Source organism: Peribacillus sp. B65 (assembly GCF_058513295.1).
Genome location: NZ_CP195840.1, coordinates 352,854 through 373,226, shown reverse-complemented (window position 1 = coordinate 373,226; position 20,373 = coordinate 352,854). Strand labels below are relative to the sequence as shown.

Here is a 20,373-nt window from a genome sequence, read left to right as displayed (position 1 = left end):
TTGCCATACTAGTCATTATGTGTTCTATTTTGAGCAATTTCATGATGTTAATCCATTTGTAAAGGTGAGTATGATGAATGAATTGTGGTGAATTACTTATCATTGGCGGGGCAGAGGATAAGTGCCTTGAAGGTGAAGTATTAAATAAATTTGTCGAGCTTGCAACCCGTAATAGGGATGGCGGAATAGGAATATTGCCTACAGCAAGTGAAATTCCTGAGGAAGTGAGTACAGAGTATATCAAGATTTTCAGGGATTTAGGCGTGGGCAGGGTGGAAGTGATCAAGCTGGATTCAAGGCAGGATGCAGATGACCCAGCAATTTGTGAACAGCTGACATCTTTTTCCGCCGTCTTCATTTCAGGGGGAAACCAAAGCCGATTGTTTGAGCTGATTGGAAAAACCAAATTCCACGATGCCCTTTCTAAAGCCTGGCATAAAGGAATGGTGATAGCAGGGACAAGTGCTGGTGCTTCCATTTTAGGTAAGCATATGATCATTGCTGCTGACACGATGCTGAATGACAATAAGTTAAAGGTTGAGATTGGGATGGGTTTCGGCTTCCTTGACGATTTGATAATCGATCAACATTTTTCCCAGCGTGGCCGATTTGACCGCCTGTTAAGTGCGATAGCAGGGAAAAAGGAAATTATGGGTATTGGCATTGATGAAAATACAGCAATTTTAGTTAAAGACGGTCATTTTGAAGTAGTTGGCCAACATCAAGTATTGGTGCTTGATGGCAGCACAAGTGACTATATCAATATCACATCTTCTGATAATGGCAGTGAAGAGTTGACCCTTTCGGGATTTAACCTACATGCACTAACCAGAGGATACCGTTTTGATCTGCTTGCAAGGAAATTGTTGATGAAAAAGGGGATCCAACAATGATAATCAATCGAGTCCGTTATTTAAAAGGACCCAATTATTTTGCTTATACACCGACGATTTGCATTGAATTGGATATAGGGGAACTGGAACAGAAACCATCTGATTCAATATCTGGATTCAATGAAAAATTGTTAAAGGCACTCCCGAACCTGGGAAGCCACACATGTTCAAAAGGGTATCGAGGCGGTTTCGCCGAAAGGCTGAGAAAAGGAACATGGATGGGACATATATTGGAGCATATGACGATTGAGCTTCAAAACCTGGCCGGAATCGAAGCCATTCGTGGAAAAACGATAATGATGGAAAAGAAGGGCCTCTATTATGTGACCTTTGACTATCAGGAGCCTCACTCAGGTCTTCAAGCTTTTTTAGCAGCAAAAGATATAGCGGAAGCCATCCTGAATGGTGAAAAGCATATAAATGTACAATCTTATGTAAAACAAATAGAGCAGTTATATTATAAAAATAAACTGGGGCCAAGTACCGAAGCCATTTTTAAAGCAGCACAAGCAAAAGGTATCCCTGTCGAGCGAATGGGTGATGAAAGCTTACTACGTTTAGGAACCGGTACAAGGCAGAAGTATGTCCAGGCGACAATTTCCAGCCAGACTTCGAATATTGCCGTTGAGAATTCATGTGACAAATCATTGACCAAATCAATTTTAAGAGGGTGTGGACTCCCTGTACCTGAAGGGGAAGTTGCCCATTCCATCGAAGATATCTTTGCCTCGGCGGACAGGCTGGGTTTTCCGCTGGTCATTAAACCGTACAATGGGAGGCAGGGGCAGGGCGTCATCACCCATATCAAAAATAAGGATGAACTATTCAATGTAATCAATTGTTTGGAGTCGCATGTGGAGAAGTACATAGTCGAACGGCATATTGAAGGACATGATTATCGGTTACTGATAGTCAACGGTGAACTTATAGCCGCTAGTTTGAGGCTTCCTCCCTTTGTTATTGGCAACGGTAAGGAATCGATACGTAAATTGATAGAAAAGGAAAATTGTAATGATTTGCGGGGAGAAGGACATGAGAAGCCAATGTCAAAGATCCCGCTTACACATACCGTGACGTGTTACTTGGAAAAATCGAATCGGACGCTCGATACCATTCCGAATCAAGGGGAATTGGTTCAAGTTGTCGGCAATGCAAATCTTTCGACTGGTGGAAAGGCAATCGATGTAACGGATCAGGTTCATCCCACCATTAAAAATATGTCGGTTGCTGCCGCGAAAGCGGTTGGTCTGGATATAGCCGGAATCGATTTTATCTGTGAGGATATATCCAAACCAATCGAACATTCACGGACTGCGATTATTGAAGTGAATGCTGCTCCGGGAATTCGAATGCATCATTATCCGAGCGAAGGGAAAAAAAGGGATGTAGGCAAGGCCATTGTCGATTATTTATTTCCGACTCGGGAAGAGGCAGCTATACCGATCATCGCAGTGACCGGAACAAATGGAAAGACGACAACGACCCGATTGGTTCATTATTTTCTTTCTAATGAAAATACAAAGGTGGGTATGACGAATTCAGATGGAGTATATATCGGCGATGAGGTAATGGATCAAGGTGACTGCAGTGGCCCGGTCAGTGCAAGAATGGTATTGGCCCATCCTGAAGTTGATGTAGCCGTATTGGAAACGGCCCGGGGAGGGATTCTTCGTGAAGGTCTTGCTTTTCGTAAATGTGATGTGGGGATCATTACCAATGTAAGTGAGGATCACCTCGGCCATGATGGAATCGATACATTGGATGATCTCATTAAATTAAAGAGGCTGGTAGCCGAAGTCGTAATGAAAACAGGCTATTGTGTGCTGAATGCAGATGATCCGAATGTAGCAGCCATGAACGCTCATACAGATGGAGAGGTCATTTACACCTCTACTGATGCCACCCAGCCTCACGTGAAGGCTGCGATAAATGGGGGATGTAAAGTTTGGTACGTCAATGAACAAGGTGTAATCTGTCATTCATCTGATGGTGTCATCCGACAATTTATGGATTGCACCAAGATTCCAATAACGATTTCCGGCATGGCACGTCATAATATCGCCAATTTACTTCAAGCGTTAGCCGCAGCCGAGACTCAAGGCATTTCAATGGAAGAACTACGAAGGAAGGCTGCCACATTTATGCCTGATACGAATTTGTCCAAAGGACGTTTCAATTTAAAAAAGTTGAAAGAGCGCACGATCATCATCGACTATGCCCATAATGAAGCAGGATTGAAGGCCATATTCGAAACGGTCAGTGCCTATAACAAAAATCGTCTTATCACTGTTTTGGCAGGACCTGGGGACCGTATTGATGAAGAGCTAATCAGGCTCTCCAAGGAGGCGGCCATGAATTCTGATCTATTCATCATTAAAGAAGACGATGATTTGCGGGGCAGGGAGCCGTTCGAAGTAGCCAGACTGCTTCAGGAAGCTGCCATAGAAGCAGGGTTACAAAAAGATCGGACCTTAATCGAACCTAATGAATTGGACGCATTCGTAAAAGCGTGGGAAACATCACAACCGGGTGACCTATTATTGTTCTTTTACACGGATTTCGAATATGTAGAGAAGTTTTTCGAAAAGGTATCAACAAATCCATTGCCGAAGAAATAAAATAGTGAATTTCGCCCTGAAAATCCACTTTCCATCAAGGCTAGCAATTACTCGCCGAAAATTTAACTTTATGAAAAAAAAGCTAATCCAATTGGATTAGCTTTTTTTCATAACCGTTTCATTTGCAGCGGGAACACCGGCATGGTCTTTTTTATATATTCGCTGAAGCACGATGGACTGAACAATCATGAATATACCTCCGATTGACCAATATAACGGCAAAGCAGCAGGAGCGGAGAAAGAAATGAATAAAATCATTGCTGGTGAGAGCAGGCTCATCATCTTCATTTGTTTCTGCTGTTCCTCCGGCATTTGTCTCATGGAAATGACCGATTGGAAGTAATAAATGACACCAGCAATAATCGCCATGGCAATATTCGGCTGACCAAGGCTGTACCAAAGGAAACTATGGGTCGCAATTTCATGTGAGCCTTGGATCGCATAATAAAAGCCCATTAGAATCGGCATTTGAATTAAGAGCGGCAAACAGCCCATGTTTAAAGGATTGACTCCATGCTTTTGGTAAAGCTGCATCATTTCCTGTTGAAGGGCCTTTTGTTTAGCTGGATCTTTCGTCTCTTTGATTTTCTGCTGGATTGCAGTCATTTCTGGTTTCAGCCCATTCATCTTCGTTTTCATGCTAAGCTGTGTTTTATATTGCTTGGCAGTCAGTGGAAGCAAGACAAGGCGAATCAAAAATGTCATCATGATGATGCTTAAACCATAGTTGCCATTAAATAAATCAGCATTAAATTCCAACATTTTTGTCATAGGGTTAACCAAAGCGGTATGAAATGGACCGCTCGTTGCTGCTGAGCATCCTGTCAATAGGGTCGTTGCCAGAAATAGTACTGCAATTAAAAACATGTTTTTCTTCTTCAATATAATTTCCTCCTCAAATTGTTAGTGGTTAAACAAAGAGAAGGAAGCTTGGCTCATCGGAATCATCTGGTGAATCCTTTTGCCGGATAAATGTGAAGAAGCGCTGTGCACCGCGCCAGTCAAAAATGCTGCCCGCATGAACGGGGGATTTACTTTTATCTGTATGAACGGAAGCTTGATATTTGTCGTTCAAGAGCGATTGCTTTTTATTTAAGAAGTAAAACGCAGCCAGTGGAAAGACAAAGGTAAATAAGTAACCTGCCCATACCGCATGGCGAACGGTCTGATAATCGAATTCTAATAATAATTCCCACATAGGAATCCCTCGTTTTTTCTAAGATAAGAAAATTTGGCCTCCCACAATGATTCAGGGCCTGAAATGACTTTTGACTTTATTGAGTTTAAATCATTAAGAACACTATATCAAATTCTAGTGCAAGAAAGCTAAAAAATACAGGGATTTTTTCAAAAAATAAACAGGGAATATTTTCTGACGCATTATTTTCCGTTTAAAGATTCGATAGAACCACAAAGTAGAGACAGTAATTAGGAATGAAAATGCACATATGGCCGTTCGTCTACATACGGATAAAAGAAAGTTCAATTATGAGGTGAAAAAGTATGAAACCATACAATTCATTCTATCAACACCATAACGGTACTGAAAATATCTATCAAAATGCACATCTCCGAAACATGGATAATGATTTCTTGGCGATTCCATATCCAAAACAGATAATGGATGTAAGGACTCCTCCTGGCCCGCCTGGCCCGTCCTATGGGGACCATCCGCCGCCGCGGCCGCCGCACGGAGGAGGCCCGCCTCATATAGCTCCGCCATTATTCACTCCACAACTTCACGATGGAATGTCTAAGGCAATGGACACTGATTCAATGAAAGGGTGTTTATACAAACATACGTATGTTTGGCTTAAAAATGGCCGCTCATTTTGGTTTTACCCCACATATGTCGGCTATAATTCCGTGGCAGGTTATCGATGGAGACGAAGTCAACAGCGATGGGCATATTATGGAACGGACGCGCATGAGATACAATTCTTTCATTGTTATTAAAATAACAATCCGCATTAGCGGATTGTTCAGTTGTGGACAAAAGGGGGTCGAATAAAATGGGTGTGGGTCGAATAAAATGCGTGAACGGTCGAATAAAGTGGGGTGTGGGTCGAATAAATGCGTGAACGGTCGAATAAAGTGGGGTGTAGGTCGAAAAAAGTGCTTGAACGGTCGAATAAAGTGGGGTGTAGGTCGAAAAAAGTGCGTGAACGGTCGAATAAAGTGGGGTGTAGGTCGAATAAATGCGTGAACGGTCGAATAAAGTGGGGTGTGGGTCGAATGAAATGGTGAACGGTCGAATAAAGTGGGGTGTAGGTCGAATAAAATGGTGAACGGTCGAATAAAGTGGGGTGTAGGTCGAATAAAATGATGAACGGTCGAATAAAGTGCGGTGTAGGTCGAAAAAAGTGCAGTGTAGGTCGAAAATAGTGTGTGAACGGTCGAATAAAGTACGGTGTAGGTCGAATAAAATGGTGAACGGTCGAATAAAGTGGGGTGTGGGTCGAATAAATGCCTGAACCCCAACAAAAGTGCTCCGGCTGAAAACAACGGGGAAGTTTTTTAAGAAGGAGGTTCGGAATGGTCTCACCCCGAACCATGATTATAAAAATTTCTGTAACCCTTATTAGAGTGAAGAAGGCAAATTCATTCAATGATTCAATCAAAAAAATAATCAGGAAAATCAGAAATGATCCCATCTAACTGCATCTTTTTGAACATGCGGATTTGTTTTTTATTGTTGACGGTCCATGTATATACTTTCATCCCGTGCTTTTGGATTCGCATTTGCAGTTTCGTACTCAAAATCGTTTGCTTTGGATTCAAAAATGATGCAAACTCGGCAATCTCCTTTAATTTTTGGTCATTAATTCGCCGTTTTATCAAAACGCCCACTTGTATGTCTGGCATTAATTGATGAAACCTTTTCATGGATTCCATATCGAACGAATGAACCATTATCCTATTTTCACTTGTTGAATATTCATGGAATTTTCCTAATTCTTCTGCAAGTTTCCGTTCAATGCCGGGATAAGCAGATGGATGTTTTAATTCGATTAAGATTCCGACTTTTGATCCGAAATTTTCCAATACCTCACTTAATAAAGGAATTTTTTCGTTTTTAAAACGGGAATGATACCAGCTTCCTGCATCCAGTTCCTTTAATTCGGCAGCCGTGTAATCACGGATGTTCCCTTTGCCGTTCGTGGTTCGATCCAGAGTTGGGTCATGATGAACCACAAGTACATCATCTTTACTAAGATGGATATCCACTTCCAGGAAATCAGCTCCCAATTCAATAGCTTTATTATAAGATGCCATTGTATTCTCGGGGCAATATCCAGATGCACCGCGATGTCCAATTTTAAGTGGTGAATGATGCATTTTGAAGTCCTCAGGGAAAACACCCTTTGTTCGATTAGAATAGATGGCGAACAGGACAAGTATGGTTACCAAGATAATAAGAAAAAATGCAATCATCTTTCACACTCCTTTTAGGAATTAAAATTCTTAAATATTCTTTAGAAAGAATATAAAGAAGTTTTCAGGACAGCCTCATTTCACAATTTTACATGTTAGCCAGGGAAAAATCATGTTTTACACAATGTTATAATCCCGACTTAAAGGATTTATTGGAGAGGTATGGAATACATATAATTTAAGTATCAATAAGGGGGGAAAGCAGATGGAGTTGCAGGTGAAACCGAAGTCTAAAAAATCGAGGGGGAATTTTGGTTTATATTTTTCCCTGCCCATTCTGTCTTGGGCGTTTTACGATTTTGCCAATACGATTTTTTCTTCTAATATCAATACGATTTTCTTTCCATTCTTCCTCCAGGAACAGATTGGGGAAAATGCCGTTCTTGATCAGATTGCCAGTACCTTCATCTCCTACGCAAATGCGATTGCCAGTTTGTTTCTAGTTTTGTTTTCCCCGCTGTTCGGTGTCATGATCGATCGAACGGGAAAAATGAAAAAATACATTATGATTTTCACACTCATTTCCGTTGTATGTACATTTTTAATGGGGGTATTTGGAGGGGCGCCGTTCGATGGGAAGCTTCTTGGCATTCCAATTTCCTTGGCGATCGTCATTCTTTTATTTGTGATAGCAAAGTTTTTCTATCATTCGAGTCTTGTTTTCTATGATACGATGATGAGTGATTTAGGCACGAAACAGCAATTGCCGCTTATATCAGGATTTGGCGTGGCGGTAGGCTACCTTGGAACGTTAGTGGGCCTGTCCATCTATCCATTCATAAGTAAAGGGAGTTCACATGAAGCCTTTATTCCCACGGCCATTTTATTTCTGGTTTTTTCCCTTCCATTGTTCTTTTTTTTAAAAGAGTCTCCAAAACAGCAAAAAGCGAAACAACCTTTTTTATCCGGTTATAAGGAAATTAAATCCACATTTAAAGAGATGAAATCCCATCGATCGGTTTTTACATTCATGATTGCTTATTTCTTTTTAAATGATGCAATTGCGACCACTATCGGCATGATGGCCATATATGCCAAGACTGTTGTTGGATTTTCCTCAAGCGGATTCATTTTGCTTTACTTGGTTTCGACAGTATCGAGTATTGCCGGATCGTTTCTGTTTGGATACATCACGCAGTCGAAGGGGCCGCGGCTAGCTGTGACATATGTGGGTGTTCTGCTTTTGGTTGCTTTATTTATAGCGGTCTTTGCACAAACCGCTCTATGGTTCTGGGTTGCCGGAAGTATGTTCGGCATTTCACTTGGTTCGATGTGGGTGACATCACGGACATATATCATTGAATTGACCCCGGATGAGAAGAGGGGGCAATTTTTTGGACTATTTGCATTCTCAGGAAAAGTCTCTTCAATAATCGGTCCGCTTTTATATGGAACAATAACGTTGGTATTCCATGACCTCGGTACATTGGCGAGCAGGATGGCATTGGGCTCATTGATCATCATGGCGGTAATAGGTCTGGGCTTTCTTTTGAAAATGAAGGGATTGGAAGAAGTGAACTAAGAAAAAAGGGAATGGAGCCGGCCTTAATGGCGTATCCATTCCCTTGCATAATCTTATACCAAAATCAAGGTGACATCGACGTTCCCGCGAGTCGCTTTTGAATAGGGGCAGGTCATATGTGCTTTTTTGGCGAAGTCTTCAGCCTCTTCCCTGCTTAGGTCGGGAATAGAAACATCCAATCTTACAGCCAATTTAAAGCCGCCGTCATCCTCATCTTTACCGATCGTGACATTTGCCGTCACGGAAGTATCGACTTTTTTCTTTTCTTTTTGCAGAACAAGATTCAAGGCACTGTCAAAGCAAGCCGCGTAACCGGCTGCGAATAATTGTTCCGGGTTTGTGGCGCGCTCACCGGAACCACCTAATTCCTTCGGTGATCTCACATCGAAGTCCAAAATCCCGTCCTCTGATTTAACATGTCCCTCACGACCGCCTTGTACGGCAACTGTAGCTGTGTATAATGGTTTCAATGAAAACAACTCCTTTGTTTATTCTTACTATCATTAGTTCCCTCCTGTAAGTCTTGTTAAACAAAATGAAAGCGAGTTTATGAAAAGTATTGTGTGAAAATGGTTTTAAATTGGTTTTAAATTGGAAGATATTGTTTTATAATTTACTGTATTAGGAGATGTAATACACCCATTTGCAAGGAGGGTTTATGATGTTTGAGCTGGATGTTCAAAATGGAAAGCCGATATATGAGCAATTGATGGATAAGTTAAAGGAACTAATGATCAATGAAGTTTTACAGGAACATAATCAGCTACCATCTATTCGAATATTGGCTCAGGAATTGACCATCAATCCAAATACGATCCAGAAAGCGTACAAGCAGCTTGAATCTGACGGGTTTATATATACATTACCAGGCAAAGGGAATTTCGTGGCTCCTCCTAAATCCTTGAAAAATTCATTGAAAGAAGAAAAGATCAGAAACGAGCTTTCAAGGGTACTCGCTGAAGCTCTTTATATCGGAATCGATAAACATGAAATTTATAGATTGATAAAGGAAATCAGTCCATTGGCAAAGGGGGGAGATTCATGATTGAAATAAAACAGGTGAGTAAATTATATGAAGGAAAAGAAGCGATCAAAAACGTCACCTTGGTCATACAAAAAGGCTCCATATTCGGGTTATTAGGTTCAAATGGGGCGGGGAAAACGACTTTATTAAAAATGCTTTCAGGCAATCTGATACAGGATGCAGGAGAAGTTCTAATTGATCGATCATACGTGTTTGAAAACCGTGAAGTGAAAAATCGTTGTTTCTTCCTTCCTGATACGCCTTATTTCCTGGCTAACTATACGATCATGCAAATGGCAAGTTTTTATAGCCATATTTATAGTGAATGGAATCAAGACCGTTTCTATCAATTACAGGAAGTATTTCCGATACCCGTACAAAATAAAATACATAAACTATCGAAGGGTATGCAAAGACAGGTTGCTTTTTGGCTCGCACTCTCGACGATGCCGGAAGTTCTCATCCTGGATGAACCGTTTGATGGGTTAGATCCGGTCATGCGTAAAAATGTGAGGCAGTTGTTGATTCAGGATGTATCGGAAAGGGATATGACGATTTTACTATCGTCCCATAATCTCCGGGAAATTGAAGATTTAGCCGATCATGTAGGGATTTTACATAGGGGTGAGCTTGTGATCCAAAAGGATTTGAATGACTTAAAAGCTGATGTACACAAAGTGCAAATCGCCTTTAAACATAAAATTCCCCACGGTTTATACCACGGAATTCAAATTCTCAACAAGGAAAGACGCGGCAGCGTGATCGTTTGCATCGTTAAAGGTAAAGAATCCATGATTAAATCGCACTTTAATCAGTTTCAGCCAGAAATATTAGATATTCTCCCCCTTACTCTAGAGGAGATATTCATTTATGAAATGGGGGATATCGGTTATGTCATCCAGAATAACCTGGTTTAATAGAGAATTGATTATCTATATTTTCAGAAGCACTGGCTGGATTGGTTTCCTGTATCTCGTCGGCCTCATATTTGCGCTGCCTTTGGAAATGTTAGCGATTATCTTGAATGAGAACAATGAATATGTGAAATTTGAAAACCTCTTTTCCTGTCAGCAGATGATACAGTTTGTCTTGGTCATCGTTATTCCAGTATTACTTGCCATCTTCCTTTTTCGGTTTTTACAAGTGAAACAAGCCTCTGACTTTATTCATAGTTTACCGATTACTAGACGCAGCATCTACATTCATATGATTGGGACGGGAATTGGCTTCTTGGGTTTGCCGATATTATTTACAGGTTTAATTTTGATACTATTCCACTCGGCAATTGATATAGAAACGCTATATACCATGCCTGATATATGGTCATGGATGGGGACTACATTTATTTTGGAAGCTTTGATCTTTTCTGTTGCCGTTTTAATTGGCATGGTGACGGGATTATCAGCCTTTCAAGGACTGCTGACCTATATTTTTCTTGCTTTGCCGGTGGGGTTGTTTGTACTGTTTGCAGCCAATGTGAAGTTTTTGATAGCAGGATTTTCTGCAGATTATTATCTAAGCTCCAATATGAAGGGCATCTCCCCCTTATTAGCAGCAACGGAGATGGAAAAAATAGACTTTTTATCTGTTAATACTTTAATTTATAGTATATTAACCTTACTTTTTCTAATTAGTTCTCTTTTTCTCTATGAGAGGAGAAAGCTGGAGCATGTATCGCAGGCATTTGTTTATCCGAAGATTAAGCCATTATTTAAATTCGGCCTGACATTATGCATGATGCTGTTTACAGGACTGTATTTTAGCGAAACGACAAGCCAACCAGGGTGGATTTTCTTCGGATATACCGTCGGTTCTTTACTTGGATATTATTTAGGGGAAATGGTCCTGCAAAAGACTTGGCGAATACGGGTCAACAAGAAAGGTTATGCAGCATTTATAGTGGCTATCATTGTGATGGCACTCATTATAAAAATAGATCCCCTTCAGTATAAGGCCAAGATTCCTGATGAAAAAATGATTAGCCAAATTTATATTGGCAATTCTCCTTTATTTTTTGAAGATGGTGACACATCGGATAACGCTTCCAATTATCTTAAAGAGAAGGAAAATATAGAGGCGATCAGGTTATTGCATCAGGAAATTATCGATAAGGGTAAAAAGGTTTCCATTGGTGAATTGAATGATGGACAATCCGTATTCCTGCTGTATGAACTCAAGAATGGAAAACGGTTAGCAAGGGAGTATCATTTGCAAAACTACGACTCATACAAACCGCTATTGGCGAAAATTTATGAGTCGAATGAATATAAAGAAATGGTTAATGAGTTATTGAATGTTTCTGCTGATGACGTATCCAAAATCAAGATAACGGCGAGCGGACAAGTGGACAAATCAATAACGATCACGGACGGTCAACAGCTGGAAGCAGCCGTAAACGCATTGTCGGAGGATCTGAATAATCAATCGTTCGACCAAATGACATCTTCTTTTGGTGCTTATGCCTCCATCGACATTCTCTTGCATAATGACAAAACCATTTATATGAATTGGGACTCTTCATATACTCAGTTTTCAAAATGGATGGAAAGTACCGGACAATCGGAAAAAGCAAGGTTAATGGTTGATGATGTCTCTTATATACTGGTTGCGAAGACCGATTCGAAAGTTTATCATTCGTTTTCTGAAAGTGAAATCGCACAGCAGATTGAACAACAGCCAAACCGCTTGAAAATTAAGACCGCTTCGGAAATCGAGACGGCCATTGATAGTGCCCAAATCGATTGGGGCGGGGAGTACTCAGCTGCCTTTTATTATAAAGAAAGCAGAGATGTGGACATCAAGAGTTTTTCCGGCGAACATGTTCCCGGCTTCATTTTGGATCATTTTAATGAAAGATAACGTGAATATGTCGCTTGTACATATAACATATAAAGGAAAGGATGCCGCCCAATCTGGGCGGCATCCTTTTCCATTGTCCATCAATATGTTTGTGTATCTATGCTTTAGAGTTTTACGACGTTTTTAGCTTGGGGACCGCGGTTTCCTTCTTCGATTTCAAATTCAACCTCTTGACCTTCATCAAGGCTCTTGAAACCTTCTCCTTGAATGGCGGAAAAATGTACGAAAACATCGTCTTCGTTTGGTACTTCGATAAATCCAAATCCTTTGTCACTATTGAACCATTTTACTTTACCTGTTACTGTCATTCGATGAATCCTCCTAAAAAGTTTAAAAATATTAATGGTGATGATTTTACCGTGATGGAAAAATCAATTTCACACATTATCCAGCACCCTTATTCAAGTTAAAATCATCATACGAAGATGCTTGATAATATGTGAAAGCCTCTTTTGAGGCAATTTCCATTTTTTTAATATATACCCACCTTTATAAAGGATAAAACAAATGGAATTAATTTATACATTCCCATTAGGGAAAATATTATTAGACAGGTTTTATAAGGGGAAGCATAACGGTATTGTCGCACAGGAGTTTCCTGGATTGAAATTTGACCGGGCCAATAGGAAAAGCCTTTAGAGTGGAGAATAGGAAAACAATTTGGCATTAAAGTTTTTCACGAAAATAATCGGGTATAGGATAAGTAAGAAAGAAAGGACTGATGAAAAATGAAGAAATTATTAAAAAGGGCCCTCATTTTTGCTGCTCCAATCATATTCAAGGAAGTAAAAAAACGCTGGAAGAACAAGCGGAATCAAAAAGCGATTAAACCTGCAAGGTAAATAAGTTAAACCATGAATAAATGAACGGTAACCATATGGATTAAGATAAGGGGCGCTGATTAAGCGTCTTTTGTTTTGCCATCTGAACAAAACCCCTTATGGTGATTCATTCACCTCTACATCTTTCCTTCATATCGTGTTAAAATAGAAAGGTTGATTGAAATGAATGCAGAGTAGCCAAGGTTTAAGCCTTATGATATATTTCTTCTTACATATATTGTGTATGATCAGGATTTTTGCATACAAAGAAAGGTTGCCATTCCAATGTAAATAATACAAATGAACCCCCTATAAATTTTTTTATTGATGACTCCAATAATGAAAGGAACATTTTATGACTACTTTAAAAGACGAGGTTCAATCCCGACGGACCTTCGCAATCATCTCTCACCCGGATGCAGGGAAAACGACTTTGACAGAAAAATTATTGCTGTTTGGCGGCGCGATCCGTGATGCCGGAACAGTTAAAGCTAGAAAAACAGGGAAGTATGCAACAAGTGACTGGATGGAGATTGAAAAGCAACGGGGAATTTCAGTTACATCTTCAGTCATGCAATTCGATTATGATGATTTCCGTGTCAATATTCTCGATACACCAGGCCACCAAGATTTCAGTGAAGACACATATCGTACACTGATGGCTGTTGATAGCGCCGTGATGATCATCGACTCGGCAAAAGGTATCGAGGATCAGACGGTTAAATTATTCAAAGTATGCCGGATGAGGGGTATCCCGATTTTCACTTTTATCAATAAAATGGACCGACAAGGTAAAACGCCGCTAGAATTGCTTGCCGAACTCGAAGAGGTATTAGGTATAGAAACATATCCAATGAACTGGCCGATTGGGATGGGAAAAGACTTCGTGGGCATTTACGACAGGTTCAATAATCGGATTGAACAGTTCAAAACGGAAGGGGAAGAGCGTTTCCTTCCATTGAATGACGAAGGTGAACTCGAAGTGGATCATAAACTTAAGGATTCCCAGTTATATGAGCAAACTTTGGAAGAAATCATGCTGTTGACGGAAGCGGGTAACCAATTCTCTGAAGAAAACATTGCGAATGGAAAACTTAGTCCCGTATTTTTCGGGAGTGCTTTAACGACGTTCGGTGTTCAGACGTTTTTGGATGCTTATCTGAAATTTGCACCAGCTCCACAAGCGCGGATGACAACGTCAGGTGAAATGGACCCTGTCAGTAATGATTTTTCTGGTTTCATTTTCAAGATCCAAGCGAATATGAACCCAAAACACCGTGACCGGATCGCTTTCCTTCGCATTTGCTCCGGTAAATTCGAACGTGGGATGAGCGTCAACCTGAGCAGGACAGGAAAACCAATCAACCTTTCTTCTTCCACTCAATTCATGGCTGATGATCGGAACACCGTAAATGAAGCGGTAAGCGGAGATATCATCGGTTTATATGATACAGGTAACTACCAAATTGGCGATACGATTACAACAAGCAAAGACATGTTTCAGTTTGAAAGGCTGCCTCAGTTTACACCGGAACTATTCATGAGGGTAACAGCTAAAAACGTCATGAAACAGAAACACTTCCATAAAGGAATTAACCAACTTGTACAAGAAGGGGCAATTCAGCTCTTCAAAACGGTCCGGATGGAAGAATATCTGCTTGGTGCGGTTGGGCAACTTCAATTCGAAGTATTCGAGCATCGAATGAGGAACGAGTACAATGTTGAAGTCGTGATGGAGCGCATGGGCAGCAAGATTACACGCTGGGCTGAAGATGAAAAGCTTGATGAAAATCTTCATAGCTCAAGAAGCATCCTTGTTAAAGATCGGTTTGATAAATATGCATTCTTATTTGAAAATGAGTTTGCTCTTCGTTGGTTCCAAGATAAAAATCCTGATGTGGAATTATATAATCCAATGGATTTGAAATAATGAAGAAGCCCGTGTTATATACACGGGCTTCAGACTGTAGACAAACTCGATGAAAATCAAGTTAGTCTACAGTTTTTTTTGTTTGAAAACTCGAACGTTGATTTCCATTACAGGCACTCGCTTTCCGCGGGCGGTCCGGGAGCCTCCTCGACGCCTTGCGTCTGTGGGTTCTCCCTTGGACGCGTTTTTCCCGCAGGAGTCTCGCACCTTCCGTTCCAATCTACTTTGTCTTAAATTTTAGATAGACCCCCTCTGTCTACAGTTTTTTTGTGTGAAAAACCGAACGTTGGTTTCCACTACAGGCACTCGCTTTCCGCGGGCGGTCCGGGGGCCTCCTCGACGCCTTTGCGTCTGTGGGTTCTCCCTTGGACGCGTTTTTCCCGCAGGAGTCTCGCACCTTCCGTTCCAATCTACTTTGTCTTAAATTTTAGATAGCCCCCCTTTCTCTAAAGTTTTTTTGTGTGAAAAACCGAACGTTGGTTTCCACTACAGGCACTCGCTTTCCGCGGCGGTCCGGGAGCCTCCTCGACGCCTTTGCGTCTGTGGGTTCTCCCTTGGACGCGTTTTTCCCGCAGGAGTCTCGCACCTTCCGTTCCAATCTACTTTGTCTTAAATTTTAGATAGACCCCCATTTGTCTACAAACTCGAACCCCGTGTGTTATGAATACAAGAGATTTTTTCATTATCTGGAGATATTTTAATTCTACTATAACTATCGCTTACCTTACGGGTGACCTTATAGACAGGGAACGACTAGTGCCGAGAGCCTCATAATGGCCTCAGCAGACTTTTCTCGTGGGAATGTGGGGGTAATTACTTCTATCATTATAGTTCGCTTGTCCTACACTTGATTCATGCCAATTAGGAATGGAACCATGAAATCCATCCTGCCACTCCAATTGTCATGATATTTAACATAAAGATCATGGAACCATAGGGAGATACAACCAAGAGCATTACCCCAATTTACACCAATACCATTTATCCTCTATTATTTAACAGAAGATACTAAATTTTCTAAACAATAAGGAGGAATGGAAAAATGAAATTTTCTAAAGGGAAACTTGTTTTATCAGGCACCCTCGCTGCCGGGCTTCTTCTATCTACAACCTTTTCGATTCATCCATTGGCGGAGAATCCAGAAGTGACGATTACCCATAAAAATATTGAAGACATTTTATCGAACTTATCCAAGGAGCAACGACAAGCGATTCAGAAGCTGAACGCTGGTCCTAACTTCACCATTTCTCCAGATATAAAAACAAATAGCCCGGAGCTGGTTTCCATTATTGTTGAGTTCGAACAAGCTCCTGCACAGGTCGCCGTCAAAAAACAAGCGGTGCTTGGGAAAAAAATGACGATTGCTTCTGCAAAAAATAACGTAGATCAGTCACATCAAGAATTTAAAAGCTATATTGAATCTTTGAAAAAGAAAAAAGATTTATCCAAGTATGATTCCAGTAAATTAGCGATAAACAGAGAATATAAACATGCATTTAACGGCGTTTCCATGACGTTGCCAGGAGTTGCGGTAAAAGATTTACTTCAATCAGGGACAGTTAAACGAATCTGGAATAATGCAAAAATCCAATTGGAGCTCCCGGTTCAAGAAAAAGGGATCACTCCAAAAATGGCTGATAGCATTCCTCAAATTGGAGTAGATAAACTTCATGAAGAAAATATAAAGGGAAAAGGGATTAAAGTTGGTGTCCTTGATACTGGCATCGATTACAATCACCCCGATTTAACCAATGCATATAAAGGATACCGAAGTAAAGAAGGTGAGAATCCTAAGGACATTGAGCCTTCATCGGTTAAGGGCTGGGATTTCGTCGATAATGATGCAGATCCGATGGAGACAACCTATGAAAATTGGAAATCATCCGGTCAACCGGAATTCACCAGCAGTGGTTCTGCTTACTATACAGCTCATGGTACACACGTTTCTGGAACGATCGCCGCAACAAAAACAAATGAAGTGGATTATGCAGTGAAAGGTGTTGCTCCTGAAGCTGACCTCTATACATACCGTGTGTTAGGACCGTATGGTTCCGGTTCCAATGAAGGTGTAATAGCAGGAATTGATAAAGCAGTCAGTGATGGTATGGATATCATGAATCTATCACTTGGATCATCTGTCAATGATCCGCTTGATCCTACTTCTGTAGCGATCAACAATGCAATGCTTTCTGGAGTTGTTTCCGTTGTTGCTGCCGGTAATGCGGGGCCAGGTGCGAAAACTTTAGGCTCTCCTGGAACAGCTGCCCTTGGCATTTCAGTTGGGGCAAGTGATTCTGCCATGAAGATCCCTACCATAACTGCTGGTGCTGGAAAATATACATTTGAAAACATGAAACTATTAGGCAAAAACTTTTCGGATCGGATTGAAGACTTAACTGGTCAATCGTTTCCGGTCGTTTATGCCGGCATTGGACAGGAAAGCGATTTTGAAGGAAAAGATGTTCGAGATAAAATCGCTCTTATTGAACGGGGAACCCTTACGTTTGATGTGAAAATAAAGAATGCAAAGGCAGCTGGGGCAAAAGCAATTATAATCTATAACAATGTGGATGGAGAAATCACCTCATATGTTGGGGAAGGAACCGACTTTATCCCTACTTTTCGATTAACCAAAGAAGATGGGGAAAAATTAAAAGCTATCGAAAATGGATCCCTTACATTTAAAGATACAGGGAATACAAAAACAGTCGGAGATAATTTGGCAGACTTCAGTTCCAGAGGTCCAGTTAACGGAAATTACGATATTAAGCCAGATATTGTAGCGCCAGGCGTAGCCATTTTCTCCACTGAGCCGGAATATATCAATAGTCCAGATGAAGGGATTGATTACACATCATCCTATGGACGTATGCAAGGTACATCAATGGCTACACCGCATGTTGCGGGAGTCGCTGCATTAATATTACAAGAACACGGGGATTATGACCCGTTTGATGTGAAAGAAGCTCTCATGAATACATCCGTTGATTTACAAAAAGATCATTCGGTGAATGAAGTTGGAGCCGGCCGTATTGATGCCTATGATGCCGTGCATGTGGATACTTCGATAAAAGTATTGGATAAAACCGAAATTGTCGAAGGTGATGAAACGACAGAAATTAACGAGGAAACGGGCTCACTTGCATTTGGCCGGGAATATATAAGAGACAATGATGAAGCGATTGAACTCACGAAAAAAGTGGAAATTGAAAATAAGGGGAAAAAGAAAAAATATACCATTGATGTTGAATACCATAAAAATATAAAAGGTGTACAAGATGCCAATGCAAATGGCGTAAAGGTAAAAGTGAGTAAGTCGGTTACTGTGGCTAAAGGTAAGTCCAAAGTAATTGAACCAACTATCAGCGTACCGGCAAATGCAAAAGAAGGGGCATATGAAGGGTACCTTCACATCACAAATTCTGAAAATGATGAAGAAACGTATCAAGTTCCATTTTCGATCACAGTAACGGATAAAGGTATTGATTACGTTGAAACGGACAGTCCATCCATTGCTAATGATTTCCCGTTTTGGCAATACTATAACCCATTTATGAATGCTATGTTTCAGCTGAAAAGTCCAATGGAAACAGTGGATGTTATCCTAAAAGATACGAAGTCAGATAAACCATTAGGATACGTAGGGAGCCTAAATGCTTCTAGGTTCGAACCAGATAGACCGTATTATATTCTTTTTGCGTTTACTGGTCATGTATATCCATTTACAAACGATCCAGAGCATCCGATTTCCGATACGTATAAGAAACTTCAAGAAGGGGACTACACTCTAGAGTTCATAGGAAGTGATGAGTCGGGAAAAACTTACTCAGCTGGTACTGCTGCAATAGTCGATAACACCCCTCCAGACGTAAAATGGGACAAAGAACCAGGAGTATATGAAATAAATGACTCGATGTTTACCGAAGAAGATGGTCAGAAGGCTTTCTATGTACACGGAAATGTCAATGATGCGACAGTAAAAGTACTTCAAGAGAAAGGTTTGGACTATGACCAAACTTCCAATACTATGTTTTACGACACGAGCAAATACGCATATTTTGGCAGGGAATTCCCAATCGATCCTGATGGAAATGTGAAATTCGGAATCGAAGAAAGTGATATTGCAAATGATGCACTTTATCTAAGGTTGGCAACTACAGATATGGCAACAGCAATGAATCCTCAAGATTATGTGTTTTTAAAAGAAGGGACTGAATATGTCACATCAAACTATGATAAAGAAGTGCTGAAAAAGGATGATACCTTTACCATGACTTTATCAGTCAATAATGTAAAACAGTTCCTTTCAGGAGAATATACGATCAAGTATGAAGGTGAGCTTTATCAATTTAAAAATGCTAAACTTTCCAGTAAAATAAAAAAATATGCAAAAGAAAAAGGGTTAAATGTTTCTTTAACCAAACCTGTCGTTAATGATGATAATCAATCTAAAGAAGTCAAGGTTGGCGCTGAATTGACAGGAAAGGCATTTAAAGGTTTAAACGGAGATATGCCTCTACTGGATGTATCCTTTAAACTTGTCGACGATACCTTTTATCATTTATATGCGGGAATGGATGTAGGAGAAGCTTCTTATATAAAACAAGGGGGCAATACTGCAACCGATCTTCCATATTACAGTGTTGACCGATATAAAATCATTTCTAAGCACTCAACTTTGAACGGATCGATTTCTCCAGAAGCGTTTTTAAGTGAGGAAGGATATATTAAGCCAGGTAATATCACAAAAATCGGTGTGAAAGTTTATGCGCAATCCAAAGCAGGGAAAAAATACTCGGGAACACTTGATGATTGGGGTCAATTCTCGATCAAAGGGATCCCTGCATCTAACCAGGAATATACGCTTGTCGTCGAAACGCCATCACATCTCAAGAGCCATACAAATTTCGTTCCAGGTAAAGAAAAAGACGGAACTCTATTAGGACAGAATATAAGACTCAGACCAGATCTGAACCTAGCGGGGGATATCAATAAAGATAAAGTCATAGACATAAAAGATATTCAGGAAGTCGTCGATGCATATGGTATCAAGGATAAATCCATCATCAAGGAAGATATTAACCAGGACGGTACCGTCGATGAATTCGACGTCAGATATGTCGAGAAGAATTTCTTGACGAAAGGTCCGGATGCACCAGTAAATAAAGTACCGAAAGAAAAGATTGGCAATAAAGGTTTGGAATACTTTTTACGCCTGATTGGACTAGAAACGAATCAATAGCATTTGCCCCAGGAAAAATATATTTTCCT

The 20,373-nt window shown here is 40.5% G+C and carries 14 protein-coding genes; 9 read left to right on the top strand and 5 right to left on the bottom strand.

Annotated elements, in window-relative coordinates:
* Positions 1-77: 77 nt before the first annotated feature.
* Positions 78-893, top strand: coding sequence for a cyanophycinase (locus ACSR9O_RS01820; RefSeq protein WP_402941566.1), 816 nt, complete (start codon positions 78-80; stop codon positions 891-893).
* The gene (gene cphA, locus ACSR9O_RS01815) at positions 890-3,511 is read left to right on the top strand and encodes a cyanophycin synthetase (protein WP_491723820.1); all 2,622 of its coding nucleotides are present in this window, start codon (positions 890-892) and stop codon (positions 3,509-3,511) included. The genes ACSR9O_RS01820 and cphA overlap by 4 nt, the downstream gene beginning before the upstream one ends.
* A gap of 96 nt (positions 3,512-3,607) precedes the next feature.
* Here cphA and yidC read toward each other — a convergent pair whose 3' ends face one another.
* Positions 3,608-4,393: a membrane protein insertase YidC gene (gene yidC / locus ACSR9O_RS01810; RefSeq protein ID WP_230177639.1), complete on the bottom strand. Its 786-nt coding sequence runs from the start codon at positions 4,391-4,393 to the stop codon at positions 3,608-3,610.
* Positions 4,394-4,421: 28 nt separating this feature from the next.
* The gene (locus ACSR9O_RS01805) at positions 4,422-4,709 is read right to left on the bottom strand and encodes a hypothetical protein (RefSeq protein ID WP_491723819.1); all 288 of its coding nucleotides are present in this window, start codon (positions 4,707-4,709) and stop codon (positions 4,422-4,424) included.
* A 305-nt stretch (positions 4,710-5,014) separates the two neighbouring features.
* On the opposite strand from ACSR9O_RS01805, the gene ACSR9O_RS01800 reads away from it, so the two are divergent.
* Complete coding sequence (locus ACSR9O_RS01800; RefSeq protein WP_101224473.1) at positions 5,015-5,467, top strand: hypothetical protein; 453 nt, start codon at positions 5,015-5,017, stop codon at positions 5,465-5,467.
* A 657-nt stretch (positions 5,468-6,124) separates the two neighbouring features.
* Here ACSR9O_RS01800 and ACSR9O_RS01795 read toward each other — a convergent pair.
* Positions 6,125-6,946, bottom strand: a complete 822-nt coding sequence (locus ACSR9O_RS01795; RefSeq protein ID WP_491723818.1) for a glycerophosphodiester phosphodiesterase — start codon at positions 6,944-6,946, stop codon at positions 6,125-6,127.
* Between the two features lie 205 nt (positions 6,947-7,151).
* Here ACSR9O_RS01795 and ACSR9O_RS01790 point away from each other — a divergent pair, with 205 nt between their 5' ends.
* On the top strand, positions 7,152-8,468 hold the full coding sequence (locus ACSR9O_RS01790; RefSeq protein WP_459735538.1) for an MFS transporter: 1,317 nt from the start codon (positions 7,152-7,154) through the stop codon (positions 8,466-8,468).
* A 53-nt stretch (positions 8,469-8,521) separates the two neighbouring features.
* On the opposite strand, the gene ACSR9O_RS01785 is transcribed toward ACSR9O_RS01790, so the two are convergent.
* On the bottom strand, positions 8,522-8,938 hold the full coding sequence (locus ACSR9O_RS01785) for an organic hydroperoxide resistance protein (protein ID WP_101224475.1): 417 nt from the start codon (positions 8,936-8,938) through the stop codon (positions 8,522-8,524).
* Positions 8,939-9,129: 191 nt separating this feature from the next.
* Between ACSR9O_RS01785 and ACSR9O_RS01780 the strand changes: the two genes are divergently transcribed.
* The 3 genes from ACSR9O_RS01780 to ACSR9O_RS01770 are packed head-to-tail and all read left to right on the top strand — an operon-like array spanning position 9,130 to position 12,351.
* Entirely contained in the window at positions 9,130-9,513 is a 384-nt protein-coding gene (locus ACSR9O_RS01780) for a GntR family transcriptional regulator (RefSeq protein ID WP_101224476.1), read from the top strand.
* On the top strand, positions 9,510-10,409 hold the full coding sequence (locus tag ACSR9O_RS01775; protein ID WP_491723817.1) for an ABC transporter ATP-binding protein: 900 nt from the start codon (positions 9,510-9,512) through the stop codon (positions 10,407-10,409). The genes ACSR9O_RS01780 and ACSR9O_RS01775 overlap by 4 nt, the downstream gene beginning before the upstream one ends.
* The gene (locus ACSR9O_RS01770) at positions 10,384-12,351 is read left to right on the top strand and encodes a DUF6449 domain-containing protein (protein ID WP_260356992.1); all 1,968 of its coding nucleotides are present in this window, start codon (positions 10,384-10,386) and stop codon (positions 12,349-12,351) included. The genes ACSR9O_RS01775 and ACSR9O_RS01770 overlap by 26 nt, the downstream gene beginning before the upstream one ends.
* A gap of 104 nt (positions 12,352-12,455) precedes the next feature.
* Here ACSR9O_RS01770 and ACSR9O_RS01765 read toward each other — a convergent pair whose 3' ends face one another.
* Positions 12,456-12,659 (bottom strand): cold-shock protein, encoded by a 204-nt coding sequence (locus ACSR9O_RS01765; protein ID WP_061462203.1) that lies wholly within the window; start codon positions 12,657-12,659, stop codon positions 12,456-12,458.
* Between the two features lie 868 nt (positions 12,660-13,527).
* Between ACSR9O_RS01765 and ACSR9O_RS01760 the strand changes: the two genes are divergently transcribed.
* Both ACSR9O_RS01760 and ACSR9O_RS01755 read left to right on the top strand, forming a co-directional pair.
* Positions 13,528-15,102, top strand: a complete 1,575-nt coding sequence (locus ACSR9O_RS01760) for a peptide chain release factor 3 (protein WP_076366909.1) — start codon at positions 13,528-13,530, stop codon at positions 15,100-15,102.
* Positions 15,103-16,144: 1,042 nt separating this feature from the next.
* Positions 16,145-20,344, top strand: a complete 4,200-nt coding sequence (locus tag ACSR9O_RS01755; RefSeq protein ID WP_230177633.1) for a S8 family serine peptidase — start codon at positions 16,145-16,147, stop codon at positions 20,342-20,344.
* The last annotated feature ends 29 nt before the right edge of the window (positions 20,345-20,373 follow it).